The organism is Streptococcus mitis, from assembly GCF_003942685.1.
Taxonomy (GTDB): Bacteria; Bacillota; Bacilli; order Lactobacillales; family Streptococcaceae; genus Streptococcus; species Streptococcus mitis_CD.
Genome location: NZ_RJNR01000001.1, coordinates 257380 through 272348 on the forward strand (window position 1 = coordinate 257380; position 14969 = coordinate 272348).

Consider the following 14969-nt stretch of genomic DNA (forward strand, 5'->3'; position numbering starts at 1 on the left):
CCGTGTCAAAAATTACTACTAGCTTATTTCAAGAAATGGTGCAGGCTGCATCAACTCGCTTGAATAAGCAAGCTGAATATGTCAATTCATTAAACGTCTTTCCAGTTCCAGATGGAGATACTGGAACAAATATGGGAATGACCATTGAAAATGGTGCTAAAGAAGTTGCAGACAAGCCAGCTTCTACAGTTGGCGAGGTAGCGAGCATTCTTGCCAAAGGTCTTTTGATGGGTGCGCGTGGAAACTCAGGTGTTATTACGTCTCAGCTTTTCCGTGGATTTTCACAAGCCATCAAGGATAAAGACGAGTTAACAGGTCAAGACTTGGCCCTTGCCTTCCAATCAGGTGTAGAAGTTGCCTATAAGGCAGTGATGAAACCAGTCGAAGGAACGATTTTGACAGTTTCTCGTGGAGCTGCTATCGGTGCTAAGAAAAAAGCTGAGCAAACAGATGACGCTGTTGAAGTCATGCGCGCAGCCTTGGAAGGTGCTAAAACAGCTCTAGCTAAAACACCAGACATGCTTCCAGTATTGAAAGAAGTTGGCGTTGTGGATTCAGGTGGTCAAGGACTGGTCTTCATCTATGAAGGTTTCCTTTCAGCCCTTACTGGTGAATATATTGCATCTGAGGACTTTGTAGCGACTCCGGCCAACATGAGTGAAATGATCAATGCTGAACATCATAAGTCTGTAGCTGGTCACGTAGCGACTGAGGACATCACCTTTGGTTACTGTACTGAAATCATGGTAGCTCTTAAGCAAGGTCCAACCTATGCCAAAGATTTTGACTACGACGAATTCCGTAACTACTTGAATGAACTCGGGGATTCTCTCCTTGTTGTCAATGATGATGAAATTGTCAAAGTCCATGTCCATACAGAAGATCCAGGACTTGTTATGCAAGAAGGTCTCAAATATGGTAGCTTGGTCAAGGTAAAAGTTGACAATATGCGTAACCAACACGAAGCACAGGTTGAGAAAGAAGCTGCTCAAGTTAGCAAACCAGCTGAAGAAAAAGAGTATGCTTTGATTGCTGTAGTGGCTGGTAAAGGTCTAGCAGATATCTTCCGTTCTCAAGGTGTGGATTATGTTATCGAAGGCGGTCAAACTATGAACCCTTCAACAGAAGACTTTATCAAGGCTGTTGAACAGGTCAACGCTCGTAACATCATCTTCCTACCAAACAACAAGAATATTTTCATGGCAGCTCAATCTGCAGCAGAAGTTTTGGAGCAACCAGCAGTAGTGGTAGAGGCTCGTACTCTTCCTCAAGGTTTGACAAGTCTTCTTGCCTTTGATCCAAGCAAGTCTATCGAAGAAAACCAAGAACGTATGACTGCAGCCCTCAGCGATGTCGTTAGTGGAAGCGTCACAACAGCCGTTCGTGATACAACCATTGATGGCTTAGAAATCCATGAAAACGATAATCTTGGTATGGTGGATGGGAAAATCCTCGTGTCAAACCCTGACATGCACCAAACCTTGACAGAAACATTGAAACATATGTTGGATGAAGACAGTGAAATCGTAACCTTCTATGTCGGTGAAGACGGAAGCGAAGAACTTGCTAATGAAATTGCCCAAGAAATCGCAGAAGAATTCGAAGACGTTGAAGTAGAGATTCACCAAGGCCAACAACCGGTTTACCCATACCTATTTAGTGTGGAATAAAAATTTAATAGATTAAAAAGAAAGTTGATTTTGCAACTTTCTTTTTTTATGACATTTGTCATATCTCTTCATGACAGAAGCTTCTATCTCCGCTAACTTCAAAGGACTATAATTGGAGTATGAAATGGAGGAAGAAGAGATGAAGAATAAAATGATTGTCGCAATGAGTTTAGTAGTAGCAGGAGTCATGACTTATCTCATGTTCTCAGGATTGGATTAAGATTTCTATCATTTTCCTTGGGAGCTATTTGCAGGATTTGGAATGATGTCCTGGATTATCCGAGAAGGTTTGAAATTAGTATCAGATGTGAAAAAGGAGTTTGAAAAATGAAAAAAGCGTTTCTCTATCTTTTTATTGGAGTATCACTAGTGGTATGGTTGGTAGAAATGTTTACAGGTTGGTTTGATCAACCCTTCCTTCACCAATTCATCCGTGGTGCCTGGGGACTAGGATTTATGATTTTTATCGCCTTTCCTATGGGAAAGGAGTGGCTGAAAGGAGAATATCATGAACATGATTAAGGTAGAAAGCCTAAATAAAAACATCAAGGGCAAGGCTATTTTGAAGGATATTTCCTTTGAGGTAGCTGAAGGTGAATGCGTCGCCTTGATTGGGCCAAACGGAGCAGGAAAGACCACACTCTTGGACTGTCTGCTTGGAGATAAACTGGTCACAAGCGGTCAAGTATCCATCCAAGGCTTGTCAGTGACGAGTTCTCAGTTAGATTATATTAGAGGTTATCTGCCTCAAGAAAATGTCATCGTTCAGAAATTAAAGGTCAAAGAGTTGATTGCTTTCTTTCAAAGTATTTATCCAAATCCCTTGAGCAACCAGGAGATCGATCAACTATTGCAGTTTGACAAGCAACAAAAAGAGCAATTTGCAGAAAAATTGTCAGGCGGGCAAAAGCGTCTCTTCTCTTTTGCCTTGACCTTGATTGGCCGACCAAAACTTGTCTTTTTAGATGAACCAACTGCTGCCATGGATACTTCAACTCGTCAACGCTTTTGGGAAATTGTTCAGGAACTAAAAGCTAAGGGAGTTACCATTCTCTATTCGTCCCATTACATCGAAGAGGTAGAGCATACAGCGGACCGAATCTTGGTCTTGAATAAGGGAGAGTTGATTCGCGATACAACACCTCTAGCCATGCGCAGTGAGGAGATTGAAAAGCACTTTATCCTTCCTCTAGCATACAAGGAAGTCGTTGAGCAGTCTAACTTGGTTGAAAACTGGTCACAAAAACAAGATGCTTTGCAAGTAGTCACACGAGAGGCAAATGCTTTCTGGGAACTGTTAGTTCAAGCAGGATGTAGGATACAAGAAATTGAAGTTAATAATCGTAGTTTGTTGGATACAATCTTTGAAGAAACGCAGAAGGGAGATGACTAAGATGAAACAGTGGCTAGCATTAAATAAGATAGAATTTCTATTGACCAAACGGCAATCAGTCTATTATTTATTATCAGTAGGGATGCCGACAGCCTTCTATCTATTCTTTTCTGGCATCTACCAGGATACACCAGGTGGACCCGCGAATTTTATGCGTGATTACCTTATCTCTATGACTGCCTTTTCCATGATGTCGACAGCTATCTTCTCATTCCCAGCTGTTTTACATACAGATAAAATCAACAACTGGCAGAAAACATTGCGCCATACTCCGGTAAATATGGTAGAATATTATCTATCAAAGATAACAAGTATGATGGTTGATTATCTGGTCTCAATCCTGGTTGTTTTCTCAGTTGGGCACTTGGTCAGAGGTGTGGATATGCCTTTAGGAAGCTGGATTGGGGCTGCGCTCTTGCTGATAGTAGGAAGTGTAGCTTTTGTAGCGCTTGGCTTGACCTTGACACTCTTGCCTTCTAGTCAGCTGATGTCTGTCGTGGGCAATCTTCTCTATCTAGGTTTGGCTGTTTTAGGTGGACTCTGGATGCCCATCTCTTTATTTCCAGACTGGATGCAAGCAATCGGGAAGTGCCTACCAACTTATCAGTTGATGGAATTGCTCAAGACATTTTTAAATGAGGATGGCATCAATCTATCAGCCACAGTTTATCTACTTGTTTTTTCAGCAGTTTTGTTTGGTTTGGCCATTTACCTTCAAGGTCATAAGGAGAATGCTTAATGCTTGAAAGACTGAAAAGCATACATTATATGTTTTGGACCAGTTTAATTTTTATGATTTTCCCCATCCTGCCTGTAGTGACTGGGGAGCTTCCTAGCTGGCATTTGTTGATTGACATTCTGTTTGTCTTGGCTTACTTAGGTGTTTTAACCACCAAGAGTCAGCGTTTATCCTGGCTCTGTTGGGTGATTATGCTAGCCTATGTAGCTGGGAATACTGCCTTTGTTGGTGTAAATTATATCTGGTTCTTCTTTTTCCTTGCCAATCTCTTAATTTATCATTTCGGCGTACGTAGTTTTAATTCTTTACATGTCCGGACTTTTCTCCTTGCTCAATTCCTTGTTGTGGGGCAACTTTTGATTTTTCAGGAAGTTGAAGTTGAGTTTCTAGTCTATCTGCTTGGAATTATCACTTTTATCGATTTAATGACTTTTGGTTTGATTCGGATTCGGATTGTGGAGGATTTGAAAGAAGCACAGGCTAAGCAAAATGCCCAGATAAATCTATTGCTTGCTGAAAATGAGCGCAATCGTATCGGTCAAGATTTGCATGATAGTTTGGGACATACCTTTGCTATGCTGAGTGTTAAAACTGATCTAGCCTTGCAGTTATTTCAAATACAGGCTTATCCACAGGTGGAAAAGGAATTAAAAGAAATTCACCAGCTCAGCAAGGATTCCATGAATGAAGTGAGAACCATTGTGGAAAATCTGAAATCACGGACTTTAACATTAGAACTTGAAACTGTCAAAAAGATGCTGGAAATTGCTGGGATTGAGGTGGAAATAGCTAATCAACTAGATACAGCTAGCTTAACTCAGGAATTGGAGTCAACGGCTTCCATGATTTTGCTTGAATTAGTGACCAACATCATCAAACATGCTAAAGCGTCTAAAGCTTACTTAAGATTAGAACGGACAGAGAAAGAACTCATTCTAACAGTGAGAGATGATGGCTGTGGCTTTACTTCTATAAAGGGGGATGACCTCCATACAGTTCGAGATCGTGTCCTTCCATTTTCGGGAGAGGTAAAGGTGATTAGTCAAAAACAACCGACAGAAGTTCAGGTTCGACTAGCTTATAAGGAGAGAAACTAGATGAAAGTATTAGTCGCAGAAGATCAAAGTATGTTGCGAGATGCTATGTGCCAGTTGCTCACGCTTCAATCGGATGTGGAGTCTGTCCTTCAAGCCAAAAATGGGCAAGAAGCAATTCAACTATTAGAAAAGGAGTCTGTAGATATCGCCATCCTTGACGTAGAAATGCCTGTTAAGACAGGTCTTGAAGTCTTGGAGTGGATACGAGCAGAAAATCTAGAAACAAAGGTGGTTGTGGTGACGACCTTCAAGCGTCCTGGGTATTTTGAACGTGCGGTCAAGGCTGGAGTAGATGCTTATGTATTAAAAGAAAGAAACATTGCAGACCTCATGCAAACCTTGCATACGGTGTTAGAGGGACGCAAGGAATATTCTCCAGAGTTGATGGAAGTCATGATGACCCATCCCAATCCGTTGACAGAACAAGAGATTGCTGTTTTAGAGGGAATTGCTAAGGGTTTATCCAATCAAGAAATTGCAGATCAACTTTATTTATCAAACGGAACCGTCCGAAACTATGTCACCAATATTCTTTCGAAACTAGATGCAGGTAATCGAACAGAGGCAGCTAATATCGCGAAAGAATCTGGTTGGTTGTGATGATATAATATTTTTTGAACATTATGTGTTAAAATTGATGGGATTGAATGGAACAATACTAACTTTAGGAGGGTGGGATTCCTCCTTTTTCTTTTTTGGGGGAGCACTACAAAAGAGCTAAAATTAAGAATAAAAAAAGAAAAATATCTTGACAACCAAGGGAAAATTTTGTTACAATAATAGACGGTACTTTTTACTTTTGGTCTCTCAAGAGTGTACAGGGACGTGCTGACAAATGTTGCAAAAGTACACACAGATGATAGCTGTCACCAAGTGTATCATCACCAAAAATAAAAAAACACAGGAGAATGTAGATGCCTACAATTAACCAATTGGTTCGCAAACCGCGTAAATCAAAAGTAGAAAAATCTAAATCACCAGCTTTGAACGTTGGTTACAACAGTCATAAAAAAGTTCAAACAAACGTTTCTTCACCACAAAAACGTGGTGTTGCAACTCGTGTTGGAACAATGACACCTAAAAAACCTAACTCAGCCCTTCGTAAATTTGCTCGTGTACGTTTGAGCAACCTTATCGAAGTTACTGCCTACATCCCAGGTATCGGACACAACTTGCAAGAGCACAGCGTGGTGCTTCTTCGTGGTGGACGTGTAAAAGACCTTCCAGGGGTACGTTACCATATCGTCCGTGGTGCACTTGATACTGCAGGTGTTAACGATCGTAAACAAGGCCGTTCTAAATACGGTACTAAACGTCCAAAAGCATAAGGAAAGGGGATAAAGAGAAATGAGTCGTAAAAATAGAGCTCCAAAACGTGACGTATTGCCAGATCCGCTTTACAATTCACAACTAGTTACTCGTCTTATCAACCGCGTTATGCTTGACGGTAAACGTGGTACTGCTGCTTCAATCGTTTATGGTGCTTTTGAGCAAATCAAAGAAGCTACTGGCAACGATGCACTTGAAGTATTTGAAACAGCTATGGAAAACATCATGCCTGTACTTGAAGTACGTGCACGCCGTGTTGGTGGTTCTAACTACCAAGTCCCAGTTGAAGTTCGTCCAGAACGTCGTACAACACTTGGACTTCGTTGGTTGGTAACAATCGCTCGTCTTCGTGGTGAACACACAATGCAAGACCGTCTTGCAAAAGAAATCTTGGATGCTGCTAACAACACTGGTGCAGCAGTTAAGAAACGTGAAGACACTCACCGTATGGCTGAAGCTAACCGTGCATTCGCACACTTCCGTTGGTAAGATAGGATGCGAAAGCGTTAAGAAAGTCCCAGAAAAAATAGGGAATCAAAGCAGGTTGCGATTGCAACCAATGAGATTCATCTTTTTCTCCAGACTTTTAGCTTGAGCTCAACTATATCATGATGCTAGGAACGGTAAGGATGTAAGGTGAAAATAGGAAACTGACGCAGTATTCGATGAATACAAGGAAGTTTATCTTTTTCACACAGCATCCCGTTCCAGCTCAAATCGGCTAACTAACTTTAGCCCGAGTTCAATTCAACTTGTAAATCTACAAGTTGAAACCAACAATAGCATGAAAACATTGAGAACGGGTAGGTCCTGCCTATCCGTTTTTATTAAAATCGTGTTATAATAGAATAGAAATCAAAAATAAATAGGAGAAACAAACCTCATGGCACGCGAATTTTCACTTGAAAAAACTCGTAATATCGGTATCATGGCTCACGTCGATGCTGGTAAAACAACAACTACTGAGCGTATTCTTTACTACACTGGTAAAATCCACAAAATCGGTGAAACTCACGAAGGTGCGTCACAAATGGACTGGATGGAGCAAGAGCAAGAGCGTGGTATCACTATCACATCTGCTGCGACAACAGCTCAATGGAACAACCACCGCGTAAACATCATCGACACACCAGGACACGTGGACTTCACAATCGAAGTACAACGTTCTCTTCGTGTATTGGATGGTGCGGTTACCGTTCTTGACTCACAATCAGGTGTTGAGCCTCAAACTGAAACAGTTTGGCGTCAAGCAACTGAGTATGGAGTTCCACGTATCGTATTTGCTAACAAAATGGATAAAATCGGTGCTGACTTCCTTTACTCAGTAAGCACACTTCACGATCGTCTTCAAGCAAATGCACACCCAATTCAATTGCCAATCGGTTCTGAAGATGACTTCCGTGGTATCATCGACTTGATTAAGATGAAAGCTGAAATCTATACTAACGACCTAGGTACAGATATCCTTGAAGAAGATATTCCAGCTGAATACCTTGACCAAGCTCAAGAATACCGTGAAAAATTGATCGAAGCAGTCGCTGAAACTGACGAAGAATTGATGATGAAATACCTCGAAGGTGAAGAAATCACTAACGAAGAATTGAAAGCTGGTATCCGTAAAGCGACTATCAACGTTGAATTCTTCCCAGTATTGTGTGGTTCTGCCTTCAAGAACAAAGGTGTTCAATTGATGCTTGATGCGGTTATTGACTACCTTCCAAGCCCACTTGATATCCCAGCGATCAAAGGTATTAACCCAGATACAGACGAAGAAGAAACTCGTCCAGCATCTGACGAAGAGCCATTTGCAGCTCTTGCCTTCAAGATCATGACTGACCCATTCGTAGGTCGTTTGACATTCTTCCGTGTTTACTCAGGTGTTCTTCAATCAGGTTCATACGTATTGAACACTTCTAAAGGTAAACGTGAACGTATCGGACGTATCCTTCAAATGCACGCTAACAGCCGTCAAGAAATTGACACTGTTTACTCAGGTGATATCGCTGCTGCCGTTGGTTTGAAAGATACTACAACTGGTGACTCATTGACAGATGAAAAAGCTAAAATCATCCTTGAATCAATCAACGTTCCAGAACCAGTTATCCAATTGATGGTTGAGCCAAAATCTAAAGCTGACCAAGATAAGATGGGTATTGCCCTTCAAAAATTGGCTGAAGAAGATCCAACATTCCGCGTTGAAACAAACGTTGAAACTGGTGAAACAGTTATCTCTGGTATGGGTGAGCTTCACCTTGACGTCCTTGTTGACCGTATGCGTCGTGAGTTCAAAGTTGAAGCGAACGTAGGTGCTCCTCAAGTATCTTACCGTGAAACATTCCGCGCTTCTACTCAAGCACGTGGATTCTTCAAACGTCAGTCTGGTGGTAAAGGTCAATTCGGTGATGTATGGATTGAATTTACTCCAAACGAAGAAGGTAAAGGATTCGAATTTGAAAACGCAATCGTCGGTGGTGTGGTTCCTCGTGAATTTATCCCAGCGGTTGAAAAAGGTTTGGTAGAATCTATGGCTAACGGTGTTCTTGCAGGTTACCCAATGGTTGACGTTAAAGCTAAGCTTTACGATGGTTCATACCACGATGTCGACTCATCTGAAACTGCCTTCAAGATCGCGGCTTCACTTGCTCTTAAAGAAGCTGCTAAATCAGCACAACCAGCTATCCTTGAGCCAATGATGCTTGTAACAATCACTGTTCCAGAAGAAAACCTTGGTGATGTTATGGGTCACGTAACTGCTCGTCGTGGACGTGTAGATGGTATGGAAGCACATGGTAACAGCCAAATCGTTCGTGCTTACGTTCCACTTGCTGAAATGTTCGGTTACGCAACAGTTCTTCGTTCTGCATCTCAAGGACGTGGTACATTCATGATGGTATTTGACCACTATGAAGATGTACCTAAGTCAGTACAAGAAGAAATCATTAAGAAAAACAAAGGTGAAGACTAATCAGTCCTCGCTCTAGAAGGAAGTCACTTAATGGCTTCCTTTTTTGTATAGTTATGATAAATTTCATTAACTCTGCAAACGTGTAGTGCACTTAAAAAAATTTCATATAAAAATGAGTTAAAGAAATTTGCGGAAGAAATATATAATTATAAATAGAAATAAGTTGAAAAGAATATAAATTATCTTTTAAAAGATTATAAAAAAAGGATAATATTCATAAATAAACGTTAAAATAGAAAATTCAGAAAATTTCTTCTTTTCTCTTGAAAAATTTTGAAAAAATGGTATGATAGTAACAAGTTATTTTTAAGTGAAGAGAAAGGGGAACAATGGAGAAAATCAGTTTAGAATCTCCTAAGACGGGGTCGGACCTAGTTTTGGAAACACTTCGTGATTTAGGAATTGATACCATCTTTGGTTATCCTGGTGGTGCGGTCTTGCCTTTTTATGATGCGATATATAATTTTAAAGGCATTCGCCACATTCTAGGACGCCATGAGCAAGGTTGTTTGCATGAAGCTGAAGGTTATGCCAAATCAACTGGAAAGTTGGGTGTTGCTGTCGTCACTAGCGGACCAGGAGCAACAAATGCCATTACAGGAATTGCGGATGCTATGAGCGATAGCGTTCCCCTTTTGGTCTTTACAGGTCAGGTGGCGCGAGCTGGAATTGGGAAGGATGCCTTTCAGGAGGCAGACATCGTGGGAATTACCATGCCAATCACTAAGTACAATTACCAAGTTCGTGAGACAGCTGATATTCCGCGTATCATTACGGAAGCTGTTCATATTGCAACTACAGGTCGACCAGGCCCAGTCGTTATTGACCTACCAAAAGATGTATCTGCTTTGGAAACAGACTTCATTTATTCACCAGAAGTGAAGCTACCAAGCTATCAACCAACTCTTGAGCCAAATGATATGCAAATTAAGAAAATCTTGAAGCAATTATCCAAGGCTAAAAAGCCAGTCTTGCTAGCTGGTGGTGGAATTAGTTATGCTGAAGCTGCGGCAGAACTAAATGAATTTGCAGAACGCTATCAAATTCCAGTAGTAACCAGTCTTTTGGGACAAGGAACGATTGCAACGAGTCATCCACTCTTCCTTGGAATGGGAGGCATGCATGGGTCATTCGCAGCTAATATTGCCATGACAGAAGCTGATTTTATGATTAGTATTGGTTGTCGTTTCGATGACCGCTTGACGGGGAATCCTAAGACCTTTGCTAAGAATGCTAAGGTTGCTCACATTGATATTGACCCAGCCGAGATTGGTAAGATTATCAGTGCAGATATTCCTGTAGTTGGAGATGCTAAGAAAGCCTTGCAAATGTTGCTGGCTGAGCCGACAGTTCATAACAATACTGAGAAATGGATTGAGAAAGTTACTAAAGACAAGAATCGTGTTCGTTCTTATGACAAGAAAGAGCGTGTGGTTCAACCGCAAGCCGTTATTGAACGAATTGGTGAATTGACGAACGGGGATGCCATTGTGGTAACAGACGTTGGTCAACACCAAATGTGGACAGCCCAGTATTATCCTTACCAAAATGAGCGTCAGTTAGTGACTTCAGGCGGTTTGGGAACCATGGGATTCGGAATTCCAGCAGCAATTGGTGCCAAAATTGCTAACCCAGATAAGGAAGTAGTCTTGTTCGTTGGGGATGGTGGTTTCCAAATGACTAACCAGGAATTGGCTATTTTGAACATTTACAAGGTGCCAATCAAGGTGGTTATGCTGAATAACCACTCACTTGGAATGGTTCGCCAGTGGCAGGAATCCTTCTATGAAGGTAGAACGTCTGAGTCGGTCTTTGATACCCTTCCTGATTTCCAATTGATGGCACAGGCTTATGGTATTAAAAACTATAAGTTTGACAATCCTGAGACCTTGGCTCAAGACCTTGAAGTCATCACTGAGGATGTTCCTATGCTAATCGAGGTGGATATTTCTCGTAAGGAACAGGTGCTACCAATGGTACCAGCTGGTAAGAGTAATCATGAGATGTTGGGGGTGAAGTTCCATGCGTAGAATGTTAACAGCAAAACTACAAAATCGTTCAGGAGTCCTCAATCGCTTTACCGGTGTCCTGTCTCGTCGTCAGGTTAATATCGAAAGTATCTCTGTTGGAGCAACAGAAGATCCGAATGTATCGCGTATCACCATTATTATTGATGTTGCTTCTCACGATGAGGTGGAGCAAATCATCAAGCAGCTCAATCGTCAGATTGATGTGATTCGCATTCGAGATATTACAGACAAGCCTCATTTGGAGCGCGAGGTAATTTTGGTTAAGATGTCAGCACCAGCAGAGAAGCGTGCTGAGATTCTAGCGATTATTCAACCTTTCCGCGCAACAGTGGTAGACGTAGCACCAAGCTCGATTACCATTCAGATGACAGGAAATGCTGAAAAGAGTGAAGCTTTATTGCGAGTCATTCGACCATACGGTATTCGCAATATTGCTCGAACTGGTGCAACTGGATTTACCCGCGATTAAAAATCTAACTTAAATTTGTTAAACCAGCCTAAAAGGCAATAAATAATAGAAAAGAGAGAAAAACTATGGCAGTTCAAATGGAATATGAAAAAGATGTTAAAGTAGCAGCACTTGACGGTAAAAAAATCGCCGTTATTGGTTATGGTTCGCAAGGACATGCGCATGCTCAAAACTTGCGTGATTCTGGTCGCGATGTCATCATCGGTGTACGTCCAGGTAAATCTTTTGACAAAGCAAAAGAAGATGGATTTGACACTTACACAGTAGCAGAAGCAACTAAATTGGCTGATGTTATCATGATTTTGGCACCAGACGAAATCCAACAAGAATTGTACGAAGCAGAAATCGCTCCAAACTTGGAAGCTGGAAATGCAGTTGGATTTGCCCATGGTTTCAACATTCACTTTGAATTTATCAAAGTTCCTGCAGATGTAGATGTCTTCATGTGTGCTCCTAAAGGACCAGGACACTTGGTACGCCGTACTTATGAAGAAGGATTTGGTGTGCCAGCTCTTTACGCAGTTTATCAAGATGCAACAGGAAATGCTAAAAACATTGCTATGGACTGGTGTAAAGGTGTTGGGGCAGCTCGTGTAGGTCTTCTTGAAACAACTTATAAAGAAGAAACTGAAGAAGATTTGTTTGGTGAACAAGCTGTACTTTGTGGTGGTTTGACTGCCCTTATCGAAGCAGGTTTCGAAGTCTTGACAGAAGCAGGTTACGCTCCAGAATTGGCTTACTTTGAAGTTCTTCACGAAATGAAATTGATTGTTGACTTGATTTACGAAGGTGGCTTCAAGAAAATGCGTCAATCTATTTCAAACACTGCTGAGTACGGTGACTATGTATCAGGTCCACGTGTGATTACTGAGCAAGTTAAAGAAAACATGAAAGCTGTCTTGGCAGACATCCAAAATGGTAAATTTGCAAACGACTTTGTAAATGACTATAAAGCTGGACGTCCAAAATTGACTGCTTACCGTGAACAAGCAGCTAACCTTGAAATTGAAAAAGTTGGTGCAGAATTGCGTAAAGCAATGCCATTCGTTGGTAAAAACGACGATGATGCATTCAAAATCTACAACTAATTGATAGAAATTAAGGTGAAGGCGAGTTGGGGGGACCTAACTCGCTTTTATAATCAATTCAGCTTTCTTTTAAGAAGATGGATTGAGATAAGTATGAAATAGTCTAGGAGAAAAAGATGTTAAGTTCAAAAGATATCATCAAGGCTCATAAGGTCTTGAATGGTGTGGTTGTGAATACACCGCTGGATTACGACCATTATTTATCGGAGAAGTATGGTGCTAAGATTTATTTGAAAAAAGAAAATGCCCAACGTGTTCGCTCTTTTAAAATTCGTGGTGCCTATTATGCCATTTCCCAGCTCAGCAAGGAAGAACGTGAGCGTGGGGTAGTCTGCGCTTCTGCGGGGAATCATGCGCAGGGAGTTGCCTATACTTGCAATGAAATGAAGATTCCTGCTACTATTTTTATGCCAATTACTACTCCGCAACAAAAAATTGGACAAGTTCGCTTTTTTGGTGGGGATTTCGTAACCATTAAACTAGTTGGAGATACCTTTGATGCCTCAGCTAAAGCAGCTCAAGAATTTACACTCTCTGAAAACCGTACCTTTATTGATCCCTTTGATGATGCCCATGTTCAAGCTGGTCAAGGGACAGTTGCTTATGAGATTTTAGAAGAAGCTCGAAAAGAATCAATTGATTTCGATGCTGTTTTAGTCCCTGTTGGAGGCGGAGGTCTCATTGCTGGAGTTTCGACTTATATCAAGGAAACAAGTCCAGAGATTGAAGTCATTGGGGTAGAGGCTAATGGAGCTCGTTCCATGAAGGCTGCCTTTGAAGCTGGTGGACCAGTCAAACTCAAAGAAATTGACAAATTTGCAGATGGGATTGCTGTACAAAAGGTAGGTCAATTGACCTATGAAGCAACTCGTCAATATGTTCAAACCTTAGTAGGTGTCGATGAGGGATTGATTTCTGAAACCTTGATTGACCTTTACTCTAAGCAAGGGATTGTCGCAGAACCTGCTGGAGCGGCTAGTATCGCCTCTTTAGAGGTTTTAGCTGAATATATCAAGGGGAAAACCATTTGTTGTATCATTTCTGGAGGAAATAATGATATCAACCGTATGCCGGAAATGGAAGAGCGTGCCTTGATTTATGATGGGATCAAGCATTACTTTGTGGTTAATTTTCCACAGCGTCCGGGGGCTTTGCGTGAGTTTGTAAATGATATCTTGGGGCCAAATGATGATATCACACGTTTTGAGTATATCAAACGAGCTAGCAAGGGGACAGGCCCAGTATTGATTGGGATTGCCTTGGCAGATAAGCATGATTATGCAGGCTTGATTCGTCGAATGGAAGGTTTTGATCCATCTTATATTAACTTAAATGGTAATGAAACGCTCTATAATATGCTTGTCTGAGGACTAATAAAAAAATATCATATTATTTGCACAACTGATGTATAGGTGCTATAATGAAGGTGAAGAAAGGGGGCGATTCCTATGGACTTAGGAAATCGATTAGGCTATTTCTATCACAAGTCATTATAGTACCTATTATTTTTTGATTCAGTTTATAGTAAGGGAGTAAAATTACTTGTTATATATATGGAGTATTTTTAGAATCCACTATTTTATATATGTCTAATCTGAAATTTGGTTAAATATAATAGGAATTAGAAAAAATAATCAATACTAATGAGAAGCTTTATACTGAGTTAACTGAGAAGAGTGATAAGATACTAAGAAGATAAAAACAGTGGAAGATGTTGGAAGATAAGATACTATGGTTTCCTAACTACTCATCTTTTTATAGGTTTGAAGAAATAAAAAGGAATATTGATAAAGTAAATAAATAGTACCAGTTGAGCAAGTGAAAAGTGCTTATAAAGGCAGGAAGAATATCAAAGAAGGAGAAGAGAAATAATAGTTAGTAATAGTGTGGAGAGAAAGTCTTCTGCTATTAGAAATATCATTTTAAAGTTAGGTAAATAGAATAAAGTTGAAGATAAAACCTGTCTAATCTATCAAGAATTGGTATTTGTAAAGTATGAATATTTTTACAAATAAAAGAGTTAATAATACAATTATTTTAAAGGTGTTTACTAATGGTTTATAGTAATTAAAAACCTATATATTATCGGCTTTAATAAGATAGTAACAGAAAAATAAATCATTAATTTTATTGAATATATGTTTTTTTATTGACAAAAGGCATAAAAACGTATACAATTAAATATCGTA

Annotated in this window: 13 protein-coding genes and 1 pseudogene; all 14 read left to right on the forward strand. The window is 40.4% G+C overall.

The genetic code is table 11. The features are described 5' to 3' along the window. Positions 1-2: 2 nt before the first annotated feature. The 14 genes and pseudogenes from D8855_RS01290 (at position 3) to ilvA (ending at position 14147) form a co-directional block, all read left to right on the forward strand. Complete coding sequence (locus D8855_RS01290; protein WP_000036655.1) at positions 3-1670, forward strand: DAK2 domain-containing protein; 1668 nt, start codon at positions 3-5, stop codon at positions 1668-1670. A 124-nt stretch (positions 1671-1794) separates the two neighbouring features. Then, positions 1795-2001 (forward strand): annotated as a pseudogene (locus tag D8855_RS01295) (hypothetical protein). Continuing rightward, entirely contained in the window at positions 1998-2192 is a 195-nt protein-coding gene (locus tag D8855_RS01300) for a hypothetical protein (RefSeq protein WP_125415575.1), read from the forward strand. Before D8855_RS01295 ends, D8855_RS01300 begins: the two are co-directional and overlap by 4 nt. Further along, entirely contained in the window at positions 2179-3063 is an 885-nt protein-coding gene (locus D8855_RS01305; RefSeq protein WP_125415576.1) for an ABC transporter ATP-binding protein, read from the forward strand. Before D8855_RS01300 ends, D8855_RS01305 begins: the two co-directional genes overlap by 14 nt. 1 nt (position 3064) lies before the next feature. Further along, a complete protein-coding gene (locus D8855_RS01310) occupies positions 3065-3802 on the forward strand; it encodes an ABC transporter permease (protein WP_125415577.1) in 738 nt (245 codons plus the stop codon). Then, positions 3802-4899 carry a sensor histidine kinase gene (locus tag D8855_RS01315; protein ID WP_125415578.1) on the forward strand — a complete coding sequence of 366 codons (1098 nt, stop codon included), beginning with the start codon at positions 3802-3804 and terminating at the stop codon, positions 4897-4899. Before D8855_RS01310 ends, D8855_RS01315 begins: the two co-directional genes overlap by 1 nt. Beyond that, positions 4900-5499: a response regulator transcription factor gene (locus D8855_RS01320; protein ID WP_125415579.1), complete on the forward strand. Its 600-nt coding sequence runs from the start codon at positions 4900-4902 to the stop codon at positions 5497-5499. It abuts the gene before it with no gap. Positions 5500-5813: 314 nt separating this feature from the next. Further along, positions 5814-6227: a 30S ribosomal protein S12 gene (rpsL, locus tag D8855_RS01330; RefSeq protein WP_001142332.1), complete on the forward strand. Its 414-nt coding sequence runs from the start codon at positions 5814-5816 to the stop codon at positions 6225-6227. A 19-nt stretch (positions 6228-6246) separates the two neighbouring features. Then, positions 6247-6717 (forward strand): 30S ribosomal protein S7, encoded by a 471-nt coding sequence (gene rpsG / locus D8855_RS01335; protein WP_000087873.1) that lies wholly within the window; start codon positions 6247-6249, stop codon positions 6715-6717. A 394-nt stretch (positions 6718-7111) separates the two neighbouring features. Further along, a complete protein-coding gene (fusA, locus tag D8855_RS01340; protein WP_000090348.1) occupies positions 7112-9193 on the forward strand; it encodes an elongation factor G in 2082 nt (693 codons plus the stop codon). Between the two features lie 329 nt (positions 9194-9522). Beyond that, on the forward strand, positions 9523-11223 hold the full coding sequence (locus D8855_RS01345; RefSeq protein WP_125415580.1) for an acetolactate synthase large subunit: 1701 nt from the start codon (positions 9523-9525) through the stop codon (positions 11221-11223). Continuing rightward, complete coding sequence (ilvN, locus tag D8855_RS01350) at positions 11216-11692, forward strand: acetolactate synthase small subunit (protein WP_001253803.1); 477 nt, start codon at positions 11216-11218, stop codon at positions 11690-11692. The genes D8855_RS01345 and ilvN overlap by 8 nt, the downstream gene beginning before the upstream one ends. Positions 11693-11757: 65 nt before the next feature. After that, positions 11758-12780 carry a ketol-acid reductoisomerase gene (ilvC, locus tag D8855_RS01355; protein ID WP_000290683.1) on the forward strand — a complete coding sequence of 341 codons (1023 nt, stop codon included), beginning with the start codon at positions 11758-11760 and terminating at the stop codon, positions 12778-12780. A gap of 116 nt (positions 12781-12896) precedes the next feature. Then, positions 12897-14147: a threonine ammonia-lyase IlvA gene (gene ilvA / locus D8855_RS01360; RefSeq protein WP_049487446.1), complete on the forward strand. Its 1251-nt coding sequence runs from the start codon at positions 12897-12899 to the stop codon at positions 14145-14147. Positions 14148-14969 lie beyond the last annotated feature (822 nt).

What these genes read in the sequence shown, in the direction of transcription:
- D8855_RS01315 (WP_125415578.1), top strand. Translation starts at nt 3,802, where the DNA reads ATGCTTGAAAGACTGAAAAGCATACATTATATGTTTTGGACCAGTTTA.
- rpsG (WP_000087873.1), top strand. Translation starts at nt 6,247, where the DNA reads ATGAGTCGTAAAAATAGAGCTCCAAAACGTGACGTATTGCCAGATCCG.
- rpsL (WP_001142332.1), top strand. Translation starts at nt 5,814, where the DNA reads ATGCCTACAATTAACCAATTGGTTCGCAAACCGCGTAAATCAAAAGTA.
- fusA (WP_000090348.1), top strand. Translation starts at nt 7,112, where the DNA reads ATGGCACGCGAATTTTCACTTGAAAAAACTCGTAATATCGGTATCATG.
- D8855_RS01320 (WP_125415579.1), top strand. Translation starts at nt 4,900, where the DNA reads ATGAAAGTATTAGTCGCAGAAGATCAAAGTATGTTGCGAGATGCTATG.
- ilvA (WP_049487446.1), top strand. Translation starts at nt 12,897, where the DNA reads ATGTTAAGTTCAAAAGATATCATCAAGGCTCATAAGGTCTTGAATGGT.
- D8855_RS01310 (WP_125415577.1), top strand. Translation starts at nt 3,065, where the DNA reads ATGAAACAGTGGCTAGCATTAAATAAGATAGAATTTCTATTGACCAAA.
- D8855_RS01345 (WP_125415580.1), top strand. Translation starts at nt 9,523, where the DNA reads ATGGAGAAAATCAGTTTAGAATCTCCTAAGACGGGGTCGGACCTAGTT.
- D8855_RS01305 (WP_125415576.1), top strand. Translation starts at nt 2,179, where the DNA reads ATGAACATGATTAAGGTAGAAAGCCTAAATAAAAACATCAAGGGCAAG.
- D8855_RS01300 (WP_125415575.1), top strand. Translation starts at nt 1,998, where the DNA reads ATGAAAAAAGCGTTTCTCTATCTTTTTATTGGAGTATCACTAGTGGTA.
- ilvN (WP_001253803.1), top strand. Translation starts at nt 11,216, where the DNA reads ATGCGTAGAATGTTAACAGCAAAACTACAAAATCGTTCAGGAGTCCTC.
- ilvC (WP_000290683.1), top strand. Translation starts at nt 11,758, where the DNA reads ATGGCAGTTCAAATGGAATATGAAAAAGATGTTAAAGTAGCAGCACTT.